This is a genomic window from Stenotrophomonas sp. FR024 (assembly GCF_047500745.2).
In the GTDB taxonomy this organism is placed as follows: Bacteria; Pseudomonadota; Gammaproteobacteria; order Xanthomonadales; family Xanthomonadaceae; genus Stenotrophomonas; species Stenotrophomonas maltophilia_A.
This window is the reverse complement of sequence record NZ_JAXAXM020000014.1, coordinates 15,997-41,146: the sequence shown is the minus strand read 5'-3', so window position 1 is coordinate 41,146 and position 25,150 is coordinate 15,997. Positions and strand designations below refer to the sequence as shown.

The window sequence follows — 25,150 nt, the reverse complement described above, 5'->3', positions numbered from 1 at the left end:
CGCGGGAACCTCCTGCGCCCGCATGTGGTCTGATACCGCTACCAACCACCCGGAGCCTGTCATGGATGCTGTTGCCCGTCCTCCCTTTTCCGAACGCGCGCTGGCCTGGCTGAAGAAGGAGGCGCTGCCGCTGCTGGTGATGCTTGGCCTGCTCGCCGCCGCCCGCGATACCCTCGCCAACCACTACGTGGTGCCCAGCGGCTCGATGCAGCCGACCCTGCAGCCCGGCGATCGGGTGGTGGTGGACATGCGCGCCTATGGCCTGCGCCTGCCGTTCACCGGCAAGGAACTGATGTCGACCGGCGTTCCGCAGCGCGGTGAAGTGGCGGTGTTCGATTCACCGGCCGACGGCACCCGCCTGATCAAGCGCGTGGCTGCAGTGGCCGGTGATCATGTGCAGCTGCGCGAAGGCCATCTGAGCATCAACGGCCAGCCGCTGCAGATTGCCGACCTGCAGGACGTGGAGGCCTTCGGCGACCGCCATGCCAGCCTCGACCTGGACATGGGCGGCGGCCCGGACATCGCTGACCTGGTGGTGCCGGACGGCAAGGTACTGGTGCTGGGTGACCACCGTGGCAACAGCTTCGACGGTCGCTTCTTCGGCTTCGTTGACGCCGACAAGCTCTACGGCCGCGCCGTGGCGGTGTACTACCGTCGTGGCGACGGTTTCGAGTGGCAGCGTCTGTAAGCTGAATTGATACTTCTTATGTATCAATCATGACCTATCAGGTTATGGATCGACTGGATGGACGGGCCTAGTCTGAGGCCCGTTCCCTCCCACGCTTGGCCGCCCCACCGGCCCATCGATCCCATGACTGGCGAAACCGCGGCGGCAGTAGAACGCCGCCCCCCCACTGTCGATCCCATCGCCGAGACCCGCATCCAGCAGGGCACACCGGCCTTCCGCCGCACCGCGCTGGCGCTGTTCCTGGCCGGTTTCTCCACCTTCGGCCTGCTCTACACGGTGCAGCCGCTGCTGCCGGAGTTCAGCCGTCATTTCGGTGTGTCCGCCGCCGGCAGCGCGATGTCGCTGTCGTTGACCACCGGCACGCTGGCGGTGGCGATGCTGCTGGCCGGCCTGCTGTCCGATGCGGTCGGCCGCCGTCCTTTGATGATCGTCGCGCTGTTGGCCTCGGCCACGCTGTCGCTGTGCACGGCGCTGGTGGATGACTGGACCACGCTGCTGGTGCTGCGCACGCTGCTCGGCCTGGCGTTGAGCGGCGTGCCGGCAGTGGCGATGACGTACCTGGTCGAGGAAATGGACAGCCGCGCGCTGGGCCTGGCGATGGGCCTGTACATCGGCGGCAACGCCATCGGTGGCATGAGCGGGCGCCTGCTGGCCGGCATCATCGCCGACCACTGGGGCTGGCGCTGGGGCATCGGCGTCGTCTCGATCATCGCCATCGCCAGTACCGTCCTGCTCTGGCTGCAGCTGCCGCCGTCGCGCCACTTCCACCCGCGCCGCGATGGCCTGCGCCAACTGCCGTCGCGCTGGCGCACGCTGTTCGCCGACCCGGGCCTGCCGTGGCTGTTCGCTACCTCGTTCGTGCTGATGGGCGTGTTCGTCACCCTCTACAACTACCTCGGCTATCACCTGCTGGCGCCGCCGTACCACCTCAGCCAGACCGTGGTGGGGCTGATCTTCAGCGTATACCTGGTTGGTACCTTCAGTTCGGCGTGGATGGGCCAGCAGGCCACGCGCTACGGGCGCGGTCGCATCCTGTCGATCTCGTTCGCACTGATTGGTGCCGGCATCGTGCTGTTGGCGATGCCGTGGCTGAGCACGATGGCACTCGGTATCGCGCTGGTGACGTTCGGCTTCTTCGGCGGTCACTCGGTGGCCAGCAGCTGGGTCGGCAGCCGCGCCGGTGCGATGCGCGCCGAAGCGTCGGCGCTGTACCTGTTCGCCTACTACCTGGGTTCGAGCGTGCTCGGTGGTGTGGGCGGCCTGGCCTATGCAGCGTGGGACTGGCTGGGTGTGTGCCTGTTCGCCGCCGTGCTGACCCTGATCGGCGGTGGCATCGTCTGGGCGCTGCAGCAGCGCGCCCCTCAGCCGGTGACGGCGTGAACCTGCTCTGGTAGATGCCGACCTTGGTCGGCGCCGTGGCCGTGGGCCAACCAAGGTTGGCCGCTACCGGGTGAGTTGCGCCTCACCCTTCCGCGAACGCCTCACGCAGCAGCCCAGCAAAATTGCGGATCAGCGGCGTCACACCCTCGCGGTGCCACGCCAGCTGCACTTCCGAATGCGCCCCGGCATCGGCCAGCGCCACGAAGCGCGCGCCTTCCACCCGGATGTGATCACAGGACGACGGCAGGATCGCCGCACCGAGACCGGCAGCGGCCAGACTGATCAGCGTCGATGCCTCGCCCGCCTCCTGCACGATGCGCGGGGTGAATCCCGCCGCCGCACACAGCGCGATCATGTGGTCGTGGATGCCGGCACCGGCACTGCGGCGGAACGCCACGAACGGCTCCTGCGCGAAGTCGCGCAGCGACAGCGTGCCCTGTTTCGACAGTCTGCGCAGGGCAGGGTGATCGGCATGCACGATCAACGCCAGCGGATCGACGAACAGGCTGTGCGCAACCAGTTCCGGCGGCAACGCGCGCTTGCGGATGATGCCCACGTCCAGGCTGCCATCGAGCAGTGCATCGATCTGCTGTAGGGTGTTCATCTCGCTCAGCTGCAGCCGCACCTGCGGATAGCGTTGGCGGTACTGCAGGATTGAACGCGGAATCTGCGGCGACAGCGGCGTGGCGCGGGTCAATCCGATGCGCAGCTCACCCTGCTCACCGCGCTGCGCGCGCTGCACCTCGTCCACCGCCGTTTCCACCTGCTGCACGATGGCGCGTGCACGTTCCTGCAGCAGCTCACCGGCAGGCGTCAGCTGCACACGACGATGGCTGCGCACGAACAGGCGCGCACCGATCAGGTCTTCCAGCTGGCGGATCTGCTGGCTGAGCGGCGGCTGCGACATACCCAGCCGCTCAGCCGCCTGGCCGAAGTGCAGCGTATCGGCAACGGCGAGGAAGTAACGCAGGTGGCGGAGTTCGATGGACATGGGGCCAGTCTAGCCAGACCGGCACCGGGCTTGTCGCCTTCTTCGATCGCTTTTCCGCCAGTCGAGCATGGCTCGACTCTACAAAATCCGGTTTCGATCATTTGCAGCGGGGGTCAGAGCCCATTGCGCAGCAACTGGATCCGACCCCGACAGATCGCGGGAATCTGTCAGAGGCGGGACGGCGTGGGTGGGCAGGACCGTTGGCGCCATGGATGGCGCCATCGAGCCCCCATGGACGGGTTTACGGCGTGTCCTGCCCACCCACGCCGCCCCGCCATCCCACGGATAGCCCGCTGTTGCCGTTGCTTCGGCTTCGGCAGGTGCAGGGCGCAGCCCTGCCGAACACCCCTCACCGCTCGGAATGCCCGCTCTGGTCGTAATCGCGCGGGCTGAACAACTCCGGCTGGATCAGCTCGATGAACGCCCGCGCCTGCGCCGACAACGCCTTGCCACGCCGCACGATCACCCCGTAACTGCGTTCCGGGAACCAGCGCTTCATCGACCGCGCCGCCAGCCGCTCGCGGTCAGCCTCGTTCAGGCACAGCGCCGGCACGATGGAAATGCCCATGCCCATCGCCACGTACTGCTTGATCACCTCCCAGCCACCCACTTCCAATGCCACGGTGTAGGCGATGCGGTGGCGCTGGAATACCTGGTCGACCAGGCGGTAGGTGATCTGCCGCTTCGGTGGCAGCACCAGCGGAAAACGCGCGATGTCGGCCAGTTCCAGCTCGCCACCGCTGGCCAGCGGATGGTCGTGCGGCGCGATCAGCACCTGCTCGAAACGGTAGGCCGGTGCGTAGCTGAGATCGGCCGGCACATCAGTCATCGAGCCGATCGCCAGGTCGGCGGCATCCTCGCGCAGCAGGTCGGTGCCATCGGCACTGATCGCGTTGTGCAGGGTCAGGCGCACGTCCGGATGGTGCAGGCGGAAGCGTTCGACGATCTTCGGCAGCAGGTACAGGATGGTTGAACTGTTGGCGGCGATGTTCAGCTCGCCCGCGTCCAGGCCGCGCACCTTGTCGCGGAAACGCGCCTCCAGCCCATCCAGGTTCTCCACCAGCGGCTGTGCCATCTCGTACAGCAGCTGGCCCTCGCGGCTGGGCACCAGGCGGCGCCCGCTGCGCTCGAACAACGGCACCCCCAGCTCTCGCTCCAAGGCCTGCAGCTGCAGGCTGATGGCCGGCTGGCTAACGAAAAGCGCCTCAGCCGCCCGTGAGACCGACCCCAGGCGCACGGTCTGGCAGAACGCGCGCAGCGGCTTCAACCGGTCGGATTTGTAGGAAAAACGCGGACTTGGCGGGGGGCGTGTGCTCATCGTGTCACAAGTATTAGCACAACTTATGTAGAGCATTGCAAAAACTGTTTTGCCAAATACTCGGCGCCGACGGCACCGTGGAGGCGTTCCCCCACCGCTGGAGTCGCCCCATGTCCGCCGTCGCTTCCGCTGTTCCCACCCCCGCCAGCAAGGCCACCCCCGGCATCGCCCTGGCGACCCGCGTGGCCGGCCAGGACACCCTGCTGCCGGCGCCGCTGCTGGCCCTGCTGGTGTCGCTGCACCGCGCGGTGGAACCGGGCCGGCAGGCACGGCTGCAGGCCCGTCGGGAGCGTCAGGCGTTCTTCGACCAGGGCGGCCTGCCGGACTTCCGCGAAGACACCACCGCGATCCGCAGCGGCGACTGGCGTGTTGCCCCGCTGCCGGCGGCGCTGCAGGACCGCCGCGTCGAGATCACCGGCCCGACCGACCCGAAGATGGTCATCAACGCGCTGAACTCCGGCGCCAAGGTGTTCATGGCCGACTTCGAGGATTCGACCTCGCCGACCTGGCGCAACCTGCTGGCCGGCCAGCAGTCGCTGGCTGCCGCGGTGCGTGGCGATCTCGAATACACCGCACCCAATGGAAAGCACTACGCCCTGCGCCCATACGACGAACAGGCGGTGCTGATCGTACGCCCGCGCGGCTGGCACCTGGACGAGAAGCACGTGCGCATCGATGGCCAGTTCATCGCTGGTGGCCTGTTCGACGCGGCGGTGTTCGCCTTCCACAACGCCCGCACCCTGCAGGCCAAGGATCGCGGCCCGTACTTCTACCTGCCCAAGCTGCAGAGCATGGAAGAGGCGGCGCTGTGGGAGACCGCGCTGTCGCACATCGAAGGCATGCTCGGCCTGCCGCACGGCCAGATCAAGGTGACCGTGCTGATCGAAACGCTGCCGGCGGTGTTTGAGATGGATGAGATCCTGTACGCGCTGCGTGACCGCATCGTCGGCCTGAACTGTGGGCGCTGGGACTACATCTTCTCGTACCTGAAGACCTTCCGCCGCCACGGCGACCGCGTGCTGCCCGAGCGCGGCCAGGTGACCATGACCCAGCCGTTCCTGAAGGCGTATTCGGAGCTGCTGATCCAGACCTGCCATCGCCGTGGTGCGCATGCGATGGGCGGCATGGCCGCGCAGATTCCCATCAACAACGATGCCGCCGCCAACGAACAGGCGATGGCCCGCGTGCGCGCCGACAAGCTGCGCGAAGTGACCGCCGGCCACGACGGCACCTGGGTCGCGCATCCGGCATTGATTCCGGTGGCGATGGCGATCTTCGACGAACACATGCCCGGTGCGAACCAGCACAGCGTGCTGCGCCAGGATGTGCGCGTCGGCCGCGACGAACTGATCGCACGGCCGCCCGGCACCATCACCCGCGCCGGCTTCGAAGGCAATGTGGAAGTCTGCGTGCGCTACCTGGCGGCATGGCTGGATGGCAACGGCTGCGTGCCGATCCACCACCTGATGGAGGACGCGGCCACCGCCGAGATCAGCCGCAGCCAGCTGTGGCAGTGGCTGCATACGCCGGGCCAGCAGCTGGACGACGGCACCGCCATCGACCTGGCACTGCTGGATGCCACGCTGGCGCAGCTGCCGGCACGGCTGGGTGACACCACCGCGCTGCCCGGTGGCGCACGCATCGGCGAGGCCATCGCCCTGCTCGGCGAACTGAGCCGCAGCGACGAACTGACCGATTTCCTGACCCTGCCGGCCTACGCGCGCATCGACTGACCGCCGCCCGCGTTTCCCGCCGTTTCCCTCCCCGCTGCACGCACGAACCGAACTGGAGAAAGACATGAGCAAGCTGCCCACTGCCGAACAGATCCAGCACGACTGGGATACCAACCCGCGTTGGGAAGGCATCCAGCGCAACTACAGTGCCGCCGACGTGGTGCGCCTGCGTGGCACCGTCCACATCGAGCATTCGCTGGCCCGCCTGGGTGCAGAGAAGCTATGGGCATCGCTGCATGAGCGCGAGTTCGTCAACGCGCTGGGTGCGCTGACCGGCAACCAGGCCATGCAGCAGGTCAAGGCCGGCCTGAAGGCGATCTACCTGTCCGGCTGGCAGGTGGCGGCCGACGCCAACCTGGCCGGGCAGATGTACCCGGACCAGTCGCTGTACCCGGCCGATTCGGTGCCGGCGGTGGTCAAGCGCATCAACAACACGCTGCTGCGCGCCGACCAGCTGCACCACGCCGAAGGCAAGGACGACATCGACTTCCTGCAGCCGATCGTGGCCGATGCGGAAGCCGGTTTCGGCGGCGTGCTCAATGCGTTCGAACTGATGAAGGCGATGATCGAGGCCGGTGCCGCTGGCGTGCATTTCGAAGACCAGCTGGCCTCGGTGAAGAAATGTGGCCACATGGGCGGCAAGGTGCTGGTGCCGACCCGCGAGGCGATCGAGAAGCTCAACGCTGCGCGCCTGGCCGCCGACGTGCTGGGCGTGCCGACCCTGCTGGTGGCACGTACCGATGCCGAAGCCGCGGATCTGCTGACCAGCGACATCGATGGCAACGACAAGCCGTTCGCCACCGGCGAGCGCACCGTGGAAGGCTTCTACAAGACCCGCAACGGCCTGGACCAGGCGATCAGCCGTGGCCTGGCCTATGCGCCCTACGCCGACCTGGTGTGGTGCGAGACCGGCAAGCCGGACCTGGAGTTTGCACGCAAGTTCGCCGAGGCGATCCATGCGAAGTTCCCGGGCAAGCTGCTGGCCTACAACTGCTCGCCCAGCTTCAACTGGAAGAAGAACCTGGACGACGCCACCATTGCCAAGTTCCAGCGCGAGCTGGGCAGCTACGGCTACAAGTTCCAGTTCATCACCCTGGCCGGCTTCCATGCATTGAACTACGGCATGTTCAATCTGGCCCACGGCTATGCACGTCGACAGATGAGCGCGTTCGTGGAACTGCAGGAAGCCGAGTTTGAAGCGGCCGAGCGCGGCTTCACTGCGGTCAAGCATCAGCGTGAGGTTGGCACCGGCTACTTCGATGCGGTGACCCAGGCGATCCAGCAGGGCCAGTCGTCGACCACCGCATTGACCGGTTCGACCGAGGAAGAGCAGTTCCACGGCGGGCGCAGCGAACGCGCGGCGTGATGCGGTAGTGCCGGCCGCTGGCCGGCAACCACGTGATCCTTCGGGCACCACAGGGAAGCCGGCCAGCGGCCGGCGCTACCGAAGCTTCGGAATCCGATCAGGGTGGCCAGGGAAGGGCCAGACAACGCCGGCCGGTCGGGGGACCTGCCGGCGTTGTTGTATCGATGCAAGGGAGCAGCGCGCAGCCAGCGTCAATCCGGCGCACCCCCGCGTGCCGGCAACTTGGCCGAAAGCCTGTGAAACCCAGCATCGGATTGATCCAGCAGGGGTTTTGCCCGGACACCCGTGACCAGAACGGGCCACCACCGATCTTCACATCAATCAAGATCGGCAGACGGGTCAAAATGAGATAGGGCGCACACTTTAAAGCGGTGCTATGCTCCGCGGCTCACCAGGGGACGCTGGCGGCGGGTGCAGGGAATGACCGGCAGGGGTGCGGCCGAGAACAGTGATGTGACGTCAGGTATCGCCCGGGTGGCGATGGCCGAGATCGTGCACGCGCTGCTGTCCGCTGCCGAGGTTGCATTGTTCGCCAGATTTGCCCGTCCATGCAAGCTTCATGCCGGACAGTGGTTGTTCCAGCGTGGCCATCGCGGCGAACGGATGTATGTGATCCTCCAAGGCCAGATCGAACTGGACTTCGGCGAGGACCTGGTGATCAAGACGCTCGGCCAGCATGAGTTCTTCGGTGAGCTTGGCCTGCTGGTCGGCGATCACCTGCGCAGCGCCAGTGCACGCGCGCTGGCCGACTGTGAAGTACTGGAGCTGGGCCCGGCCGACTTCCATCGCCTGGTGGAATCCGATCCCGGCCTGGTCGCCTACTTCCTGCGCCGTACGATCATGCGCGTGCTTACCAACGAGCAGGCGCTGATCAGCCAGCTGCGCCGGCGCAACCACGATCTGGAAACCGCGCTGGACAACCTGTACATCACCACCCACCAGTTGACCCACACCCGTGAACTGGTACGTACCGATGAACTGACCGGGCTGCACAACCGCCGTGGCCTCACCCTGTACCTGCAGGAATGCCGCGCCGATGGCGAAGGGTTGCCGCAGGCACTGCTGCTGATCGACTGCGACCGCTTCAAGCAGATCAACGACCGCCACGGCCACCAGGCCGGCGACCGTGTGCTGCAGAGCATGGGCAACATCCTGCGCTCGATGGCCGGCGAACAGGACCTGGCCTGCCGGCTCGGCGGCGATGAGTTCTGCCTGATCCTGCGCCGTGGCAACCATGAGATCGTGCAGCACGCGGCCGAGTTCATCCTCAGCGCGGTGCATGGCCTGCTCGAACGCAGTCATGGCACGCCGCATGTAAGCCTGGTCAGCATCGGAGCCAGCCTGCTGGCGCCGGAGGCGGGCTGGAGCGAGTGGTACGCCAACGCGGACCGCGCGCTGTACCAGGCCAAGCGCGATGGTGGCAACTGCCTGCGCTGGGGCGGCGACTCCGAAAGCGGACAATGAGCAGCAGAGGTGGCAATGGACGGCATTCCGGATTTTCTCCCGATGCAGAGTTCGCAGGTGCGGACTCTGCTGTTCACCGATCTGTGCGATTCGCTGCAGCTGGTCGAGCGGATCGGTGACATTGCCGCCGCTGAGCTGTTCCAGCAGCATGACCGCCTGGTGCTTGGCCTGCAGCAGCGCTGGAACGGCCAGCTGATCGATCGGTCTGACGGATTGTTCATCCTGTTCGAACGTCCCATCGATGGCATCGGCTTTGCTCTTTCCTACCAGAACGCCGTTGATGCACTGGGGCGCGAACGTGGCGTTGTTCTGCGTGCACGCGCCGGCCTGCACGTGGGTGACGTGCTGCTGTGGAACAACAGTGCCGAGGCCGTTGCCCACGGCGCAAAACCGGTGGAGGTGGAAGGCCTGGCCAAGCCCATGGCTGCGCGCCTGATGCAGCTGGCGTGGCCTGGACAGGTCCTGCTGTCCGCGGCCGCCGAACAGATGGCACGTCGGGCAGCCAGCGAACTGCCCTGGGCGGCTGACGAGCTGCGCTGGAAGGATCACGGCTGCTGGCGCTTCAAGGGCATCGGCGAACGCCAGGAAGTATTCGAAGTGGGATTGCGTGGCAGCGCCCCGCTACGTCGCCCGCGCTCGGGTGAAAAAGCGTGGCGGGATCTGCCGCTGTGGCGTCGCCCAGCGGCGCTGGTGACCGAGGCGGCACTCATGCTGGCGCTATGCGGAGTGCTGTGGACGCTGTTTCGGCCGGCACCGGCCATCGCCTTCGCCGAACGCGACTGGGTGATCGTGGCGGCGGTGCACAACGCCACGGCTTATCCCCAGTTGGACAGTAGCCTGGAGCAGGCGCTGTACATCAGCCTGGGGCAGTCGCGTTTCGTCAACATCCTCAGCGAGCTGAAGGTGCGTGACACCCTGCAGCTGATGCAGCGGCCGCCGCAGGCGCGGCTGGACCGCAGGCTGGCCATCGAGGTCGCGCTGCGTGACGGAGTTCGTGCGGTACTGATCCCCAGTGTGCTGGAGCTCAATGGCAAAGTACGGGTCAGTGTCGAAGTCGTGGATCCGCGTAGCGGACAGACCGTTTACACGCGCTTTGCCGACGGTCGCGGGCTGGATTCGATCCTCGCCTCGACCGATCAAGTGGTTGCGGCGCTGCGTACCGACCTTGGCGAAGCGCTTCGTGACGTCGGCGCAGACCAGCGGCCGCTGCCAACCGTGGCTACCGCCAATCTGGACGCACTGCATGCCTATGCCAAGGGCGTCGATGCAACGGCTGCCGCGCGCTATGACGATGCGTTGATGTTCTTCGAGCAGGCGACCCGACTGGATCCTGCCTTTGCCTTCGCCTACGTCGGGCAGATGAACATCCAGCACGCAAAGGGCAATCTGGAGCAGGCCGCGGCGCTGTACCGCAAGGCGGTCAGCCAACGTACGCACCTGACCGCGCGCGACCAGCTCTATCTCGATGCCTGGGCGGCCGATTTCGAAGGGGCACCGCCTGCACGCATCGCTGACAAATGGCGCATGCTGACCGAGTTGTACCCGGACGACCCGGCCGGCTGGATGAACTACTCGATGGTGCAGTTCGCGCAGGGTGACTACGATGGCGCACTGGCCGCGACGCAGCCGCTGCTGGGACGCCAGCATTCGCGCCGTGCATTGGTGCTGGCGTTTGTTGCACGCATCCAATTGGCCCGTGGCGAAGCCTCCGCAGCGGAAGCAGCCCTGCGCGGTGCGCGGCTGCACCCGGGTTGGAACGGCGATGGCATGGAGCCGGTGATTGCCGCATTGGCTGGCGACTTCGAAGCGGCCAACGCCGGGTTCACCGCGATGGGGCCACTGGGCCCCGGGACACGCATGGAGCGGGCTGCCGTGCTGACCATGCAGGGTCGCAGCGCTGAAGCTGCGGGCGACATGCAGCAGGCTGCGTCGCAGTGCCCCAGCGCAGGTGGGATGTGTGACATCCTCGCTTTGCAGGCGCTGGCCTGGCGTGCACGGCAAGGCGTTTCCGTGCCGGGGCAGGAGTACCAGCAGGTGCTCGATCGCGCGCTCGCGGCGATCGATCGTGGCCAGCCTGCATCGGCACGGCGCAACGCATTCATCGCTCTTGCCGCTGCCCACCATGCGCTGCGCGCCGGCCAGGCAACGGTGGTCATGCAGCGAAGGGACGCGCTGCAGGCGCTGCCCGAACGCGACGACGATCCCCGCCTGCGCGAACTGTGGAACCTGCTGCAGGCACGCATGGCCCTGGACGCTGGAGAAACGCTGCGTGCACAGCAGTTGTTGGCGCAGCAGCGCCAGGCAAGTTTGTTCCAGTGGCGCGTGCTGCAGTTGGATCTGCTGCGATCCCAGGGTCAGCACGATGCAGCGCAGCGTCAGCTGCGCTGGCTTCAACACCATGCCGGCCTGGCCTTTGCAGAGAACATCGGCGACTACGCACTGCTGCCGTTGAACGTGAACGACGTGCAGCGGCTGGCATTAATGGAGAGTCCCGTGGCCTCTCACAGCAGCCCGGACGCAGCGGCACCCTGATCGTTACTCCTGCTGGAGACCAGGCAAGCCATCCTCGAACAGGAACGGCACATTGAAGGCGGCGCGTGTCCCAAGCAGGGTCCGCATGCGTGATGCGGCCTGGGCGAACTCCATCTTGCTGCCCAGGGACGCCAGTGATGCACGGCAGGCACGCACGGTGTCTTCGTCCGCACCCAGTGCGAGCAGGGCCAGGCCGGGATCCTTGGCAAACTCGGACCGGAAGGCATCATCGCTGGCCAGGCGCTCCAGCAGCTGCTGGACAACGTCGGCGGAAAGGGGGGAAGCAGACATGGGATCAGCACCGGCAGAATGGGAAAATGGAATTATCGGCGGTGGCGCCGCGAAGTTGATGGGTACGTGCACCCGCCACGCTATGATCGGCGCCCCGAACAGCCCTCGGATGCCATTGCGATGAGATTCCGTCGTTGCCGGACCTTGTTCGTCGAGCCGGTCGAACGCCCGTCCTTCAACCTGGAGGAACTACTGGCTGGTGGTACCGGCGTGCAGCTGCAGCCGGTCCTGCAGGTGCGTGCGGCGCACCTGCCGTCGGTGCAGGTGATCGACGCGGAAAGCTGTGCCTGGTTGCTGGCCTGCAGTGCCGAACAGTGGCAGCCGTTGCCGGAAGCAGCGGACGCGCGCGGTCGGGTGCTGTCATTGCTGCAGCAGGGCCTGCTGGTCAGCGATGATCCGGCCCACGCCAAGGCCTGCGCTGCCGAGCAGCGCCTGCGCGATAGTCACTGGTGGCCGCTGTCGGCGGTGCACTACCAGCAGTCGTGCTGGGACGAGGTGGACAGCGTGCAGGACATGGAGCAGCACCAGCTGGTGACCGCACGCGATCTGGTGCGCAGCTACGGCAGTCCGCCACCCGAGGCACCTCCGCGTATACATGGCGCGCAGGCACTGCCGTGCTACGAGGATGATCCGATGCAGTCGCAGCTGCAGGCACGGGCTACCTGCCGCAACTTCGATAGCGCGCGTGCGCTGCCGTTGCCACTGCTGGCGCGCGTGCTGCAGCAGGTGCTGATGGCACAGGCCGAGGTGGAAACCGATCCAGGTGTGCGGTTCCTGAAGAAGAACGTGCCTTCAGCCGGCAGCCTGCATCCGCTGGAGGCCTACTTGCTGGTACGCAACGTGGAGGGAATGGCCCCGGGGCTGTATCACTACCATGCGGTGGCGCACGAGCTGGGCCGGCTGCCGGCACAGCCACAGGACCTGGAGTCGCTGTGCCAGCGCTTGCTGGCCGGGCAGCATTGGTTCGCCGATGCACACGTGCTGCTGGTGCTGGTGTGCCGCTTCGAGCGCAACTTCTGGAAGTATCGGAACCATGCCAAGGCCTACCGCGCTGTCACGCTGGATGCAGGCCATGTTTCACAGGCACTGTATGCGTCGGCCACCGCACTGGGCCTGGGCGCTTTTGTTACAGCGGCCATCAATGAATCCGAGGCCGGGCGTGCGCTTGGCCTGCAGCCGATGGCCGAAGGTGCGTTGGCGATCTGCGGGCTGGGCTGGCGCAGTGGCACAAAGATCACCGCGGAGCTGGACCCGGATGGCCACGTGTGGCCGCGGGCGGACCCACGGGCAGGGAATGCCGATGCAGCCGGGCCCTAGGGCCCGGCGCGTCATCGTTCACGCCGCTTCGAAGTCCACCAGCACCGCACCGTCACCCACCTGGTCGCCGGCCTTGGCGCGGTAGCCCTTCACCGTGCCGTCTGCCGGTGCCTGCAGGGTGTGCTCCATCTTCATCGCTTCCAGCACCACCAGCGGCGTGCCGCGCTTGACCTCGGTGCCGGCCGCGACCAGTGTCGCGACGATCTTGCCCGGCATCGGCGCCAGCAGGCTGCCGGCATCGGCCACGGCGTGGTCCGATTCGCCCACCGGATCGTGCAGGGTGAAGCGGTGCTGGCCATCGGCGCCGAACAGATACAGCTGGTCGCCTTCGCGCAGTAGCTGCAACGACCAGCGGCGCTCGCCCAGCAGCACGGTCAGATGCTGCGCATCGGCCGTGCCAAGCACCTGCACCGGCGCGGCGTCATCGCACTGCACGCGCCAGCCATCGGTCTGCGTCCACACCTTCAGCGTGTGCTTGCGTTCGCCCTGCTGCAGCGGCAGCACGCGCGGTGCCGATGCGCCAAGGCGCCAGCCGTCCTGGGCCTGCCACGGCGAATGCGGATCGCGCGCGTCGGTGCTGGCGCCGCCCGTGCTTGCAACCGCAGCCACCGCAGCCAGCTGCCACAGGGCATCATCCGTGTCGCCCACTGCACTCAATGCCGCCTGTTCGCGTTCGATCAGCGCGGTGTCCAGCTTGGCGTGCGCGAACGAATCGGTGTTGACCAGGCGACGCAGGAAACCGGCATTGGTGGTCACGCCCACCACCTGGCAGTCGGCCAGCGCCTGGCTCATGCGGCGCAGTGCGGCCTCGCGGTCCAGGTCCCAGACGATCAGCTTGGCAATCATCGGATCGTAGTACGGGGTGATGCTGTCGCCTTCCTCCACGCCGGTATCCACGCGCACATGGGCCGACGGGGTCGGAAGGCGCAGGCGGCGCAGGGTGCCGGTGGAGGGCAGGAAGCCCCGGTCGGCATCTTCGGCATACAGGCGCGCTTCGATGGCGTGGCCGTGGATCGCCAGCTGTTCCTGGCGCAGCGGCAGCGGCTGGCCCGAGGCCACGCGCAGCTGCCACTCCACCAGGTCGGTGCCGGTGATGTACTCGGTCACCGGGTGCTCGACCTGCAGGCGGGTGTTCATTTCCATGAAGTAGAAATCGCCGTCCGGGCCGGCGATGAACTCCACCGTGCCGGCACCGACGTAGCCCACCGCGCGCGCGGCATCGACTGCCGCCTTGCCCATCGCAGCACGACGTTCGGGACTCATGCCCGGCGCGGGTGCTTCTTCCAGTACCTTCTGGTGGCGGCGCTGCACCGAGCAGTCGCGCTCGAACAGGTAGACCGCCTCACCGTGGCTGTCGCCGAACACCTGGATCTCGATATGGCGTGGGCGCTCGACGTACTTCTCGACCAGCACATGGTCGTTGCCGAACGCCGAGGCCGCCTCGCGCTGGCAGCTGGCCAGTGCATCGACGAAGTCCTCGCTGCGCTCGACCTTGCGCATGCCCTTGCCACCGCCGCCGGCGCTGGCCTTGATCAGCACCGGGTAGCCGATGCCGTCGGCCTGTGCGCGCAGGAAGTCCGGCGCCTGCTGGTCGCCGTGATAGCCGGGGGTCAGCGGCACACCGGCCTCGGCCATCAGCGCCTTGGCCGCGCTCTTGTCGCCCATCGCGCGGATGGCGCTGGCCGGCGGGCCGATGAAGGTGATGCCGGCCGCCGCGCAGGCATCGGCGAAGTCGGCGTTCTCGGACAGGAAGCCGTAGCCGGGGTGGATCGCCTGCGCGCCGGTCAGGCGTGCGGCGTCGAGCAGGGCATCGCTGCGCAGGTAGCTCTCACGTGCGGCGGCCGGACCAATGTGGATGGCTTCGTCGGCCAGGCGCACATGGCGTGCGTTGCGGTCCGCATCGGAATACACCGCCACGGTGGCGATGCCGAGGCGGCGGCAGGTGGCGATGACGCGACAGGCGATTTCGCCACGGTTGGCGATCAGGACTTTGGTGAACATGGCAACAGACTCGGTCATGGCACGGGTTACATGCGGAACACGCCGAAGCGCGTCTGCTGCGGGGCGGCGTTGAGGCTGGCCGACAGCGCCAGGGCCAGCACCCGGCGGGTGTCGGCCGGATCGATCACGCCGTCATCCCACAGGCGCGCGCTGGCGTAGTACGGATGGCCCTGCTGCTCGAACTGGTCGCGGATAGGTGCCTTGAATGCATCTTCCTCCACTGCCGGCCACTGGCCGCCCTTGGCTTCGATGCCATCGCGCTTGACCGTGGCCAGCACGCTGGCGGCCTGTTCGCCGCCCATCACGCCGATGCGTGCGTTCGGCCACATCCACAGGAAGTTCGGCGAGTACGCGCGGCCGCACATGCCGTAGTTGCCGGCACCGAACGAACCACCGATGACCACGGTGAACTTGGGCACCTTGGCGCAGGCCACGGCCATCACCAGCTTGGCGCCGTCCTTGGCGATGCCGCCCTGTTCGTACTTGCGGCCGACCATGAAGCCGGTAATGTTCTGCAGGAACACCAGCGGGATGTTGCGCTGGGTGCACAGCTCGATGAAGTGTGCGCCCTTCAGTGCCGACTCGGAGAACAGGATGCCGTTGTTGGCGATGATGCCGATCGGGTAGCCGTTCAGATGCGCAAAGCCGGTCACCAGCGTTGCGCCGTAGCGCGGCTTGAACTCATCGAAGCGCGAGCCATCGACCAGGCGCGCGATGACCTCGCGCACGTCGTAGGGCTTGCGCGTGTCGGCCGGGATCACGCCATACAGCTCGTGCGCCGGCAACAGTGGTTCCTCGTTGGCCTGCACCGCCATCGCCGGCTCCGGCTTGCGCCAGTTCAACTGCGCGATGATCGCGCGCACCCGCGCCAGCGCCTGCAGGTCGTTGTCGGCCATGTGGTCGGCAACGCCGGAAATGCGCGTGTGCACGTCGGCACCGCCCAGTTCCTCGGCCGTCACCACTTCACCGGTGGCGGCCTTCACCAGCGGCGGGCCGCCGAGGAAGATGGTGCCCTGTTCGCGCACGATCACCGTCTCATCGCTCATCGCCGGCACATAGGCGCCGCCGGCGGTGCAGCTACCCATCACGCAGGCAATCTGCGGGATGCCCTGCGCGGACAGGTTGGCCTGGTTGTAGAAGATGCGGCCGAAATGATCGCGGTCGGGGAACACCTCGTCCTGCAGCGGCAGGAAGGCGCCACCGGAATCGACCAGGTAGATGCAGGGCAGGTGGTTCTGCTCGGCGATCTCCTGCGCGCGCAGGTGCTTCTTCACCGTCATCGGGTAGTAGGTGCCGCCCTTCACCGTGGCGTCGTTGGCCACGATCACGCATTCCACGCCGCTGACGCGGCCGATGCCGGCCACCACGCCCGCGGCGGGCACGGCGTCTTCGTACATGCCGTGCGCGGCCAGCGGCGCGATTTCCAGGAAGGCGCTGCCGGGATCGAGCAGGGCGTCGATGCGGTCGCGCACCAGCAGCTTGCCGCGTGCGGTGTGCTTGGCGCGCGCGGCTTCGCTGCCGCCCAGCGCGGTGCGGGCGAGGGTGGCATGCAGGTCGTCGACCACGGCCTGCATGGCGGCGCGGTTGCTTTCAAACGTTTCGCTGCCCGGTTGCAGCTGGCTGTTCAGGACGGTCATCGCGTTGGCCTTACAGGGTGCGCTGGAACAGTTCGCGGCCGATCAGCATGCGGCGGATCTCCGACGTGCCGGCGCCGATTTCATACAGCTTGGCGTCGCGCCACAAGCGGCCGGTCGGATATTCGTTGATGTAGCCGTTGCCGCCCAGGATCTGGATCGCCTGGCCGGTCAGCCAGGTGGCCTTCTCGGCGGCGTACAGAATGGCACCGGCGGCATCCTGGCGGGTGGTGCGGCCCTGGTCGCAGGCGCGCGCGACGGCATAGACGTAGGCGCGGCACGCGCCCAGCCCCACGTACATGTCGGCAATCTTGGCCTGGATCAGCTGGAAGCTGCCGATCGGTTCGCCGAACTGGTGGCGCTCGTGCACATAGGGCATGACCACGTCCATGGCCGCGGCCATCAGGCCCAGCGGGCCACCAGAAAGGACCACGCGCTCGTAATCCAGGCCGGACATCAACACGCGCACGCCACCACCGACCTGGCCCAGCACGTTTTCTTCGGGAATCTCGCAGTCCTGGAACACCAGCTCGCAGGTGGGCGAGGAGCGCATGCCCAGCTTGTCCAGCTTCTGCGCGGTGGAGAAGCCCTTCATGCCCTTCTCGACCAGGAACGCGGTGATGCCCTTGGCGCCGGCCTCCATGTCGGTCTTGGCATAGACCACCAGCACGTCGGCGTCCGGGCCGTTGGTGATCCACATCTTGTTGCCGTTGAGCACGTAGCGGTCACCGCGCTTGTCGGCGCGCAGCTTCATCGACACCACGTCCGAACCGGCACCCGGCTCGCTCATCGCCAGCGCGCCGACCAGGCTGCCGTTGCACAGGCCGGGCAGGAAGCGCTGCTTCTGTTCTTCGTTGCCGTTCTTGCGCAGCTGGTTCACGCACAGGTTGGAGTGCGCGCCATAGGACAGGCCGATGCCGCCGGAGGCACGCGAGATTTCTTCCATCGCCACCACATGGGCCAGGTAACCCATGCCGGTGCCGCCGTATTCTTCTTCCACGGTGAGGCCGAGCAGGCCCTGCTCGCCCAGCTTCGGCCACAGGGCCAGCGGGAACTGGTTGCTGGCATCGGCCTCGGCGGCCAGCGGTGCGACCTCGGCGGCGGCAAAATGGGCCACGCTCTGGCGCAGCAGGTCGATGTCTTCGCCAAGATCGAAGTTCAGGGATGGCACGTGCATTGTGGTGGCTCCACGGCGGGATGGCAGGAAATGGACGCACCCGGCGGGGGAGCGGGCGGCGGTCTGCAGGACCGCTGCCCGCACGGGCGATTGGACCCCAGCGTAGCGGGGTTCGGGTAAGAAGTGAATACAAATTCAAAAATTGAAACTAGAATCAAAACATGGCCTACAAACGCTCTGCACTGATGGAAGAACGCCTGGCCGGGGCCCGTGAACGGATCCTGCTGGCCACCCGTGAGCTGGTCGCCACCGGCGGCTGGCGCAATGCCCCGGTGACCGCCGTGGCGACCCAGGCGGGGGTGTCCACCGGCCTGATCTACCGGCACTTCCCGTCCAAGGCCGAGCTGTTCGTGGAGGTGCTCAACGCCGCGGTGGCCCACGAGGTCGCGATCATGGAGCGCATCGCCAGCGGCCCGGAGGTGGCCAGCGAGCGCCTGCGGTTGGCGATCATCGCCTTCGTCCGCCGCGCCCTGGCCGGGCCGGGGCTGGCGCATGCCTTCATCGTCGAACCGGTCGACCCGGACGTGGAAGCCGAGCGCATGCGTGGTCGTCGTGCCTTCGGCGACGTGTTCCTGCGGCTGGTGGAGGAGGGCGTGGCCGCCGGTGAGCTGCCGGCGCAGGACGCGCATGTGGCCGCCGCCTGCCTGGTCGGCGCCTTCACCGAGGCGATGGTCGGCCCGACCGCGCCCAGCCGCGAAGCACACCGCGACGAAGACGCACTGGTGGATGCGATCTGCAGCTTCTGCCTGCGCGCGATCGGCGCCCGGTAATCCGGTAGAGCCGGCCGCTGGCCGGCTTCTGCACGATCCATCCGGCGGGCTGGCGATGCCGGGCAGCGGCCGGCACTACCGGGTCCGAATGCTGCGCCGCACCAGCAGTGACGCCTGTTGTCGCACGCAAAGCGCGTTCTATACTCGGTCCATCACGCAGTCGCTCAGCCGTGGTCCAACGACTATCAGCCAGGGGTAACGAAGAGTGCGGAATTACGATCTGGAGTTCCTGAAACGCTTCTCCATGGTGATCGCGCTGCTGGCGACCATCACCCTCGGCCTCATCCTCCTTGCCGCATACATCCACACCCGGATTCCGCCCGAGGTGTCGCCGACCGCGGCCAAGCGCACCGAACAGCGCATCTCGCCCACCGGCGCGGTCTATGCCGGCAGCACCGGCGCCGCCGCGCAGGCTGCGGCCAAGGCCGCCGCGCTGGCCAAGGCCGCCTCGCAGGTGGCCTACGGCGGCACCAAGGACGGCAAGGTCATCTTCGACAACCTGTGCACCGCCTGCCACACCACCGGCGTGGGCATGGCGCCGACGCTGGACCATTCGCACTGGGACAAGCGCATCGCACAGGGCAAGGAGACCCTCTACAAGCACGCCATCGAGGGCTATACCGGCCCGGATGGCGGCATCATGCCGCCCAAGGGCGGCAACCCGGCGCTGACCGAGGAACAGATCCACGCCACCGTGGACTGGATGCTGGGCAACCTGAAGTAACCGGTAGTGCCGGCCGCTGGCCGGCAACCACGCATCGCACCAAGGTCATGAGGTTGCCGGCCAGCGGCCGGCACGACCCAGGCTTTGCCCACCAAGGTCAAAACCCTGCCCGCAGGCGGGGTTTCGTATTTCAGGGTTAGTCTGTGCGCCTCTTCCATGGAGTCGCCCGTCGATGCGCCGCCGTTCCCTCGCCCTTGCCCTGTCCCTGCTGCTGCCGGCCGGCGCCTTTGCCCAGGCCCAGCCGCAGGCCGCACCGGTCGCGTCGCCGTCCGCCGCGCGCAGCAGCGCCACCGTGGTGCTGACCACCGCGCCGGCCGACTGGCGTGCGCTGGATGGCCAGCGCGTGCGCATCGCCGCACCGCTCACCCTGGCCGGCACCGATGGCCTGGAGCGCTTTGGGCAGCTCACCGTGGCCTTCGATGGCCGCCTCTGGCAGCCGACCGAAGTGGCCGCGCCGGGTACTGCCGGCTATGAGCAGGTGATGGCCGACAACCAGCGCCGCCGCCTGCTGCTGGACGACGGCAGCGAAGCCCGCGACCCGGCCAGCGTGGCCTACCTGCCAGCCAACCCGGTGCTGCGCACCGGCATGCAGCTGCGCAATGTGGAAGGTGTCGTGCACGTGGACGCACAGGGCCGTCCGCGCCTGCAGGTCGAGGGTGCACTCACGTTGCCCGAGCTGAAGCGTCCGGCGGTGCCGACGGTGCCGGGCAGCCTGCATATCGCTGCATTCAACCTGGAGAACTTCTTCAATGGCGATGGCCAGGGCGGTGGCTTCCCGACCCTGCGCGGCGCACGCACGCTGGAAGAGCACAAGGCGCAGGTCGGCAAGCTGGTGGCCACGGTCAACGCGCTCGGTGCCGACATCGCCGCGTTGATGGAACTGGAAAACGATGGCTATGGCCCGCAGTCGGCCATCGCCGAACTGGTCAGCGCCCTCAACGCCGGTCTTGCCGCCGACAAGCAGTGGGCCTTCGTCGATGCCGGCGAGGGGCCGGGCAGCAACCCGATCCGGGTTGGCATCATCTATCGCAGGAGCGCGTTCAAGCCGCTGGGCAAGCCTTTGACCAGAACCGACGGTCCGTTCGCCGAACACAGCCGCGCACCGCTGGCGCAGGCCTTCCAGGGCAAGGGCGCACCGTTCATGGTGGTCGCCAACCATTTCAAGTCCAAGGGCTGCCGTGATGCCAGCGGCGGCGATGCCGACCGCAACGATGGCCAGGGTTGCTGGAATGCCACCCGGGTGGAATCGGCAAAGCAGTTGAACCAGTGGGTGCAGGCCGAAGCTGGCCGCCTGAAGGTGAAGGACGTGGTGCTGCTGGGCGATTTCAACGCCTACGCGATGGAAGACCCGATCCGCACCCTGCATGACCTGGGCTGGCAGGACGCATTCAAGGTCGCCCAGGTCGAGCATCCTTACAGCTACGTCTACAACGGCTATACCGGCCGCCTCGACCATGCACTGCTGAGCCCGGGCATGGCCCAGCGCCTGCGCGGTGCCGCCGAGTGGCACAGCAATGCCGACGAACAGGACGCCAGCGGCTACCAGGGCCGCAACGTGCAGGGCCCGTGGCGCAGCTCCGACCACGATCCGTTGCTGCTGGGCTTCGATAAATAACGCCCAGCGCCGGGGTCGGATCCCATTCCAACGAAATGGGCTCTGACCCCGAGGCCGGGCTCACCCCCAGGCGATCAATCCAATCGCCAGCACCGCCAGCGCCAGCCCGGCGCGGTTCCACTTCGTGGTGGCCTCGCCGAAGGCGAACACGCCCACCAGCGCGCCCAGCACCACCACGCCGATGTTCATGCCGGCGAACACGGTGGCCGGGCTCTCCGGCATGGACTGATGCGCGTGCACATAGAAAAGAATGTTGCCGCCGTTGAGCAGGCCCAGCAGCGCGCCCGCACCGAGGTTGCGCCAGGCCAACCGGCTGCGGCCACTGGCGTGCCGCCACAGCTGAAGTGCCAGCATCAGCACGAAGGCCACGCTGAAGCTGGCCAGCACCGCCGCCATCGACGGCGTGCCGGACAGCGCCACCTGCTTGAGCAGCACGTCGACCACCGCGAACCCGGCCCAGACGCCCAGCAGCCAGCCCCAGCCGCCGGGTGAGGACGCCACCGCCGGGCCGCGCGGGCGCAGGCTGATCGCCACCATCGCCAGCAGGCCCAGGCCGAGACCGGCGAGCTTCCACGGCGTCGCAGTCTGGCCGAAGAACAGGAAGGCGGCGGCCAAAGACAGCAGCAACGACAAGCGCTGCGCCACGTCGCTGCGGACGATGCCGGCCACCGCCACCGCGCGGCCCAGCACCAGGAAGATCGATGGCAGCACCACCGCCAGTGCCAGCAGCGACAGCCACGGGGCATGTGGCGCGCGCAGTGCGTCCAGCGGCGGCTGCAGCACCACGGCGGTGAGCGTTGCCGCCACCAGATAGTTCCAGGTGACCATCTGCGAAACATCCAGCTGGCGGCGTCCGGCCACCTTCAACAACACCGAAACCAGCACGCTGCAGATCACGGCCAAGGACAGGTAGAGCATGGGGCGGGCACAGGGCAGGGGCAGGGGACGGTATCATGGTGCCATGCACAAGCCTTCGTTCCCCGTCGCCCCCGGCGAAACCGCCTGCCTCGAACTGGACGGCCCGGCCGGCCCGCTGGAAGTGGTCGTTGACCTGCCCAAGGCCGATGTGCCGGTGCAGCCGATCGTGGCCATCGTCTGCCATCCGCTGTCCACCGAAGGCGGCACCCTGCACAACAAGGTGGTCACCATGACCGCCACCACGCTGCGCGAGCTGGGCATCGCCACGGTACGCTTCAACTTCCGCAGCGTCGGCGCGTCGGCCGGTGAGTTCGACCATGGCGTGGGCGAGCAGGACGACCTGAAAGCCGTCGCCGCCTGGGTGCGCAGCCAGCGCCCGGACGACCGCCTGTGGCTGGCCGGTTTCAGCTTCGGCTCGTTCGTTTCTTTGAAGGCCGCTGCCGCGCTGCAGCCGGAAGCGCTGATCTCGATCGCGCCGCCGGCCGGTCGCTGGGACTTCGATGGCATCGCGCCGCCGGCGCGCTGGCTGGTGATCCAGGGCGAGCAGGATGAGATCGTCGACCCGCAGGCCGTCTACCAGTGGCTGGACACGCTGGACGTCCCGCATGAGCTGGTGCGCATGCCCGAGACCAGCCACTTCTTCCACCGCAAGCTGATCGATCTGCGTGGCGCGCTGACCCACGGCGTGAAGCACTGGCTGGGCGCGGCGGCATGAGTGCAACCGAGCTGACCCCGTCGCAGCGGTACGCGGAAGGGGTTGCCCGTGGCGACTGGCAGAACGACCCGGCCCAGCACGCAGCGCTGGCCGAACTGGACCGCATCCACCTGGGCCTGGTCGACAGCGCCGAAGACGGCTGGCTGGACCGCCTGTCCTCGTTCTGGAAGAAGCCCGAGCCGGTGAAGGGTCTGTACTTCTGGGGCGGCGTCGGCCGTGGCAAGACCTTCCTGGTCGACCTGTTCTACGACGGCCTGCCGATCAAACAGAAGTACCGCACGCATTTCCACCGCTTCATGCGCAGCGTCCACGAGCGCCTGCGTGAGCACCAGGGGCAGAGCGACCCGCTGGCGAAGATCGCCCAGGAATGGCGCAGCAACCTGCGCGTGCTGGTGCTGGACGAATTCTTCGTCACCGACATCGGCGACGCGATGCTGCTGGCACGGCTGCTGGAGCGCCTGTTCGCCGAGGGCGTGACCCTGGTGACCACCTCCAACACCGCGGTGGAGAACCTGTACCTCAACGGCCTGCAGCGCGAGAGCTTCCTGCCGGCCATCGGCCTGCTGCAGCGCTTCTGCGTGGAGCTGTACGCCGAGGGCACCGAGGATTACCGGATGCGCGCGCTGACCCGCTCGCCGGTGTACCGCGCACCGTTGGCCGCCGACAGTGATGAGTGGCTGGCCACGCGCTGGAACGAACTGAGCGGCGGCCAGCCGGCCAAGCCCGGCAACATCGAGATCGAAGGCCGCAAGATCCCGGTGCGCGGCCGTGGCAAGAGCATTGCCTGGTTCGATTTCGCCGCGTTGTGCGAAGGCCCGCGTGGCCCGTCGGATTACATCGAGATCGCGCACGAGTTCAACACCGTGCTGCTGGGCGGCATCCCCGCCTTCGACCGTTTGAACGAAGATGCCGCGCGCCGCTTCGTCAACCTGATCGACGAACTGTACGACCGCCACGTCAACCTGGTCTGCACCGCCAGTACCTCGCCGATCGAGCTGTACACCGGCCAGCGCCTGCAGGGCGCGTTCGAGCGCACCGCCTCGCGCCTGATCGAAATGCAGAGCGCCGAGTACCTGGGTACCCCGCACCGGGCGTGAGGGCGCCACCCAGGTAAATGCGTTGCCGGCCAGGGTTCCGGTAGTGCCGGCCGCTGGCCGGCATCCGCCGCGCGGTTACCGGGTCGGCGCCACCGCATTCCCACGCGGCCGCTCATCCGGCCCGGCCGACACATGCAGGCCCGAGCCATCGCCGTGCTCCACCCGCACGCTCTCGCCGCGCTCCAGCAGCCGCAGCGGTTGGCCCTGGTAGCGCACTTCCAGCGCGTCGTGGGTGTCGGCCAGCGACTGCACCAGCGGGCACAGCGCCTGCGCGCGGGCCTCGATGCGCTCGGCGCGGCCTTCCAGCTGCTGTTCCATCTGCGCGTCCAGGCGGTCGGCGCGTTCTTCCATCGCATCGCTGCGGCCGGTGAACACCTGCCACAGCACGCTGCGGGCGATGGACGCGGACAGCGACTCGGCCATGTCCTGCACCTTGGCCTCGAAGCCCGGCCCGAACACTGCCTGTTCCCAGTAACCCTTGCCCAGCGTGCCGCCGATCCAGTCATCGGCCTGCCGGCGCAGGCGCCGGACCTTGCGGCTGTTGGCGGTGCCGGTGAGGCTCTCATAGACCCCGTCGAGCACGTCGAAGCTCAGCCCACTCACTTCATGGGCCAGCGCGGTGGCCGCCGGCATCAGCTGCCGCGCCCCGGCCTCCATCTGCCGCAGGCGGGCGGCGTCGGCCTCGCTGACCGGCACGATCGTGTCGTCCAGGCTCAGCACGCCATCGTGGAACACCACTTCATGCGGCGCCTGCGGGCCATGCCGCAGCCAGATGCCGCCGCTGTCCACCAGCACGTCGTAGTCGGTATGGATGCCGCACTGGTCCGAACGCAGGTCCGGCCCTTCGGCGGCCAGCGCCGGGGCAATGAACAGGGCAGGCAGCAGGGCCAGCGCGGGCAACCGCAGGTGCATCGGAGCATCCTTTTCCGGGAGCGAGCGGCCAGCATCCGCTGCCAGCGCGCGGGCGTCACCGGCCGGAAGTCACCCGTCCACCGGATTCCCACCGACTGCCCACCACCTATCCACAGGGTTGTCCCTAGCCAGTTTCATCACTGTCATGTGAAGCTGTCATTGTTCCGTTTTCGCGGTGCGTTGTACCACCGTGATGACGCCTTTCGGGCTTGACTGCGCAGCCCGTTCCGGCAGGTCTGAAGCGTCTGATCCGGGCGCCGATGGCACGATCCTTGCGGCGCAAGGGATTGCCGAATTTCACTACATTTGGCGTTGACGGACCCCATTACCCCCACTATCTTGTGGCCGTCGGTCGCAGCAACCCCAATTCCAGGGGGTGCCCGGGGTATCCATCCGCGATCGTCAACGGCAGTGGCAGGCGCAGGGTCTCATCCCCTGCGACGCCGTCCTGCCATCCTGGGCTGTCATGTCCCGGGCTGCGTCACCCGATGCATCGAGCACCCACCA

The 25,150-nt window shown here is 67.4% G+C and carries 20 protein-coding genes; 12 read left to right on the top strand and 8 right to left on the bottom strand.

The features are described from left to right. Positions 1 to 61 precede the first annotated feature (61 nt). Positions 62 to 688 (top strand): signal peptidase I, encoded by a 627-nt coding sequence (gene lepB / locus ACMZ91_RS15480; RefSeq protein WP_049461671.1) that lies wholly within the window; start codon positions 62 to 64, stop codon positions 686 to 688. A 123-nt stretch (positions 689 to 811) separates the two neighbouring features. Further along, positions 812 to 2,068 carry an MFS transporter gene (locus tag ACMZ91_RS15475; protein WP_071228781.1) on the top strand — a complete coding sequence of 419 codons (1,257 nt, stop codon included), beginning with the start codon at positions 812 to 814 and terminating at the stop codon, positions 2,066 to 2,068. 82 nt (positions 2,069 to 2,150) lie between these two features. Here ACMZ91_RS15475 and ACMZ91_RS15470 read toward each other — a convergent pair whose 3' ends face one another. Together ACMZ91_RS15470 and ACMZ91_RS15465 are read right to left on the bottom strand one after the other, a co-directional pair. Beyond that, complete coding sequence (locus tag ACMZ91_RS15470) at positions 2,151 to 3,059, bottom strand: LysR family transcriptional regulator (protein ID WP_049461669.1); 909 nt, start codon at positions 3,057 to 3,059, stop codon at positions 2,151 to 2,153. 349 nt (positions 3,060 to 3,408) lie between these two features. Beyond that, positions 3,409 to 4,377, bottom strand: coding sequence for a LysR family transcriptional regulator (locus ACMZ91_RS15465; protein WP_049421009.1), 969 nt, complete (start codon positions 4,375 to 4,377; stop codon positions 3,409 to 3,411). Between the two features lie 110 nt (positions 4,378 to 4,487). Here ACMZ91_RS15465 and aceB point away from each other — a divergent pair, with 110 nt between their 5' ends. From aceB to ACMZ91_RS15445, 4 genes are all read left to right on the top strand, one after another. Further along, a complete protein-coding gene (aceB, locus tag ACMZ91_RS15460; RefSeq protein WP_049462808.1) occupies positions 4,488 to 6,110 on the top strand; it encodes a malate synthase A in 1,623 nt (540 codons plus the stop codon). A 64-nt stretch (positions 6,111 to 6,174) separates the two neighbouring features. Continuing rightward, positions 6,175 to 7,476, top strand: coding sequence for an isocitrate lyase (aceA, locus tag ACMZ91_RS15455; protein WP_004153647.1), 1,302 nt, complete (start codon positions 6,175 to 6,177; stop codon positions 7,474 to 7,476). Positions 7,477 to 7,896: 420 nt separating this feature from the next. Then, positions 7,897 to 8,940, top strand: a complete 1,044-nt coding sequence (locus ACMZ91_RS15450; RefSeq protein WP_071229558.1) for a GGDEF domain-containing protein — start codon at positions 7,897 to 7,899, stop codon at positions 8,938 to 8,940. Positions 8,941 to 8,982: 42 nt separating this feature from the next. Next, a complete protein-coding gene (locus ACMZ91_RS15445) occupies positions 8,983 to 11,472 on the top strand; it encodes a putative peptide modification system cyclase (protein ID WP_414577507.1) in 2,490 nt (829 codons plus the stop codon). Positions 11,473 to 11,475: 3 nt separating this feature from the next. Here ACMZ91_RS15445 and ACMZ91_RS15440 read toward each other — a convergent pair whose 3' ends face one another. Beyond that, the gene (locus ACMZ91_RS15440) at positions 11,476 to 11,763 is read right to left on the bottom strand and encodes an NHLP-related RiPP peptide (RefSeq protein WP_049462810.1); all 288 of its coding nucleotides are present in this window, start codon (positions 11,761 to 11,763) and stop codon (positions 11,476 to 11,478) included. 120 nt (positions 11,764 to 11,883) lie between these two features. On the opposite strand from ACMZ91_RS15440, the gene ACMZ91_RS15435 reads away from it, so the two are divergent. Further along, positions 11,884 to 13,080 carry a putative peptide maturation dehydrogenase gene (locus tag ACMZ91_RS15435; RefSeq protein WP_049462820.1) on the top strand — a complete coding sequence of 399 codons (1,197 nt, stop codon included), beginning with the start codon at positions 11,884 to 11,886 and terminating at the stop codon, positions 13,078 to 13,080. Between the two features lie 18 nt (positions 13,081 to 13,098). Here ACMZ91_RS15435 and ACMZ91_RS15430 read toward each other — a convergent pair whose 3' ends face one another. Genes ACMZ91_RS15430 through ACMZ91_RS15420 form a run of 3 tightly spaced genes read right to left on the bottom strand, consistent with a single transcriptional unit; the run spans position 13,099 to position 17,892 of the window. Beyond that, positions 13,099 to 15,099: an acetyl/propionyl/methylcrotonyl-CoA carboxylase subunit alpha gene (locus ACMZ91_RS15430; RefSeq protein WP_414574478.1), complete on the bottom strand. Its 2,001-nt coding sequence runs from the start codon at positions 15,097 to 15,099 to the stop codon at positions 13,099 to 13,101. Positions 15,100 to 15,107: 8 nt separating this feature from the next. Continuing rightward, positions 15,108 to 16,718, bottom strand: coding sequence for a carboxyl transferase domain-containing protein (locus ACMZ91_RS15425; RefSeq protein WP_049400582.1), 1,611 nt, complete (start codon positions 16,716 to 16,718; stop codon positions 15,108 to 15,110). Between the two features lie 10 nt (positions 16,719 to 16,728). Beyond that, entirely contained in the window at positions 16,729 to 17,892 is a 1,164-nt protein-coding gene (locus tag ACMZ91_RS15420) for an isovaleryl-CoA dehydrogenase (RefSeq protein WP_014645571.1), read from the bottom strand. Positions 17,893 to 18,053: 161 nt separating this feature from the next. Here ACMZ91_RS15420 and ACMZ91_RS15415 point away from each other — a divergent pair, with 161 nt between their 5' ends. The 3 genes from ACMZ91_RS15415 (at position 18,054) to ACMZ91_RS15405 (ending at position 21,001) form a co-directional block, all read left to right on the top strand. After that, positions 18,054 to 18,662 carry a TetR/AcrR family transcriptional regulator gene (locus tag ACMZ91_RS15415; RefSeq protein WP_414577504.1) on the top strand — a complete coding sequence of 203 codons (609 nt, stop codon included), beginning with the start codon at positions 18,054 to 18,056 and terminating at the stop codon, positions 18,660 to 18,662. Between the two features lie 205 nt (positions 18,663 to 18,867). After that, positions 18,868 to 19,386, top strand: coding sequence for a c-type cytochrome (locus ACMZ91_RS15410; RefSeq protein WP_149909497.1), 519 nt, complete (start codon positions 18,868 to 18,870; stop codon positions 19,384 to 19,386). A gap of 172 nt (positions 19,387 to 19,558) precedes the next feature. Next, positions 19,559 to 21,001 carry an ExeM/NucH family extracellular endonuclease gene (locus ACMZ91_RS15405; RefSeq protein WP_049400583.1) on the top strand — a complete coding sequence of 481 codons (1,443 nt, stop codon included), beginning with the start codon at positions 19,559 to 19,561 and terminating at the stop codon, positions 20,999 to 21,001. Positions 21,002 to 21,061: 60 nt separating this feature from the next. Here ACMZ91_RS15405 and ACMZ91_RS15400 read toward each other — a convergent pair whose 3' ends face one another. Next, a complete protein-coding gene (locus ACMZ91_RS15400; protein WP_032128214.1) occupies positions 21,062 to 21,919 on the bottom strand; it encodes an EamA family transporter in 858 nt (285 codons plus the stop codon). A 43-nt stretch (positions 21,920 to 21,962) separates the two neighbouring features. On the opposite strand from ACMZ91_RS15400, the gene ACMZ91_RS15395 reads away from it, so the two are divergent. Continuing rightward, the gene (locus tag ACMZ91_RS15395) at positions 21,963 to 22,634 is read left to right on the top strand and encodes an alpha/beta hydrolase (protein WP_049400585.1); all 672 of its coding nucleotides are present in this window, start codon (positions 21,963 to 21,965) and stop codon (positions 22,632 to 22,634) included. After that, positions 22,631 to 23,731: a cell division protein ZapE gene (gene zapE / locus ACMZ91_RS15390; protein ID WP_032128212.1), complete on the top strand. Its 1,101-nt coding sequence runs from the start codon at positions 22,631 to 22,633 to the stop codon at positions 23,729 to 23,731. Before ACMZ91_RS15395 ends, zapE begins: the two co-directional genes overlap by 4 nt. A gap of 75 nt (positions 23,732 to 23,806) precedes the next feature. On the opposite strand, the gene ACMZ91_RS15385 is transcribed toward zapE, so the two are convergent. Then, a complete protein-coding gene (locus ACMZ91_RS15385) occupies positions 23,807 to 24,643 on the bottom strand; it encodes a DUF2884 family protein (protein WP_414577501.1) in 837 nt (278 codons plus the stop codon). Positions 24,644 to 25,150 lie beyond the last annotated feature (507 nt).

Excerpts from the sequence above, each read along its gene's own strand:
- lepB (WP_049461671.1), top strand. The coding sequence starts at position 62 with ATGGATGCTGTTGCCCGTCCTCCCTTTTCCGAACGCGCGCTGGCCTGG.
- ACMZ91_RS15475 (WP_071228781.1), top strand. The coding sequence starts at position 812 with ATGACTGGCGAAACCGCGGCGGCAGTAGAACGCCGCCCCCCCACTGTC.
- ACMZ91_RS15470 (WP_049461669.1), bottom strand. The coding sequence starts at position 3,059 with ATGTCCATCGAACTCCGCCACCTGCGTTACTTCCTCGCCGTTGCCGAT.
- ACMZ91_RS15465 (WP_049421009.1), bottom strand. The coding sequence starts at position 4,377 with ATGAGCACACGCCCCCCGCCAAGTCCGCGTTTTTCCTACAAATCCGAC.
- aceB (WP_049462808.1), top strand. The coding sequence starts at position 4,488 with ATGTCCGCCGTCGCTTCCGCTGTTCCCACCCCCGCCAGCAAGGCCACC.
- aceA (WP_004153647.1), top strand. The coding sequence starts at position 6,175 with ATGAGCAAGCTGCCCACTGCCGAACAGATCCAGCACGACTGGGATACC.
- ACMZ91_RS15450 (WP_071229558.1), top strand. The coding sequence starts at position 7,897 with ATGACCGGCAGGGGTGCGGCCGAGAACAGTGATGTGACGTCAGGTATC.
- ACMZ91_RS15445 (WP_414577507.1), top strand. The coding sequence starts at position 8,983 with ATGCAGAGTTCGCAGGTGCGGACTCTGCTGTTCACCGATCTGTGCGAT.
- ACMZ91_RS15440 (WP_049462810.1), bottom strand. The coding sequence starts at position 11,763 with ATGTCTGCTTCCCCCCTTTCCGCCGACGTTGTCCAGCAGCTGCTGGAG.
- ACMZ91_RS15435 (WP_049462820.1), top strand. The coding sequence starts at position 11,884 with ATGAGATTCCGTCGTTGCCGGACCTTGTTCGTCGAGCCGGTCGAACGC.
- ACMZ91_RS15430 (WP_414574478.1), bottom strand. The coding sequence starts at position 15,099 with ATGACCGAGTCTGTTGCCATGTTCACCAAAGTCCTGATCGCCAACCGT.
- ACMZ91_RS15425 (WP_049400582.1), bottom strand. The coding sequence starts at position 16,718 with ATGACCGTCCTGAACAGCCAGCTGCAACCGGGCAGCGAAACGTTTGAA.
- ACMZ91_RS15420 (WP_014645571.1), bottom strand. The coding sequence starts at position 17,892 with ATGCACGTGCCATCCCTGAACTTCGATCTTGGCGAAGACATCGACCTG.
- ACMZ91_RS15415 (WP_414577504.1), top strand. The coding sequence starts at position 18,054 with ATGGCCTACAAACGCTCTGCACTGATGGAAGAACGCCTGGCCGGGGCC.
- ACMZ91_RS15405 (WP_049400583.1), top strand. The coding sequence starts at position 19,559 with ATGCGCCGCCGTTCCCTCGCCCTTGCCCTGTCCCTGCTGCTGCCGGCC.
- ACMZ91_RS15400 (WP_032128214.1), bottom strand. The coding sequence starts at position 21,919 with ATGCTCTACCTGTCCTTGGCCGTGATCTGCAGCGTGCTGGTTTCGGTG.
- ACMZ91_RS15395 (WP_049400585.1), top strand. The coding sequence starts at position 21,963 with ATGCACAAGCCTTCGTTCCCCGTCGCCCCCGGCGAAACCGCCTGCCTC.
- zapE (WP_032128212.1), top strand. The coding sequence starts at position 22,631 with ATGAGTGCAACCGAGCTGACCCCGTCGCAGCGGTACGCGGAAGGGGTT.
- ACMZ91_RS15385 (WP_414577501.1), bottom strand. The coding sequence starts at position 24,643 with ATGCACCTGCGGTTGCCCGCGCTGGCCCTGCTGCCTGCCCTGTTCATT.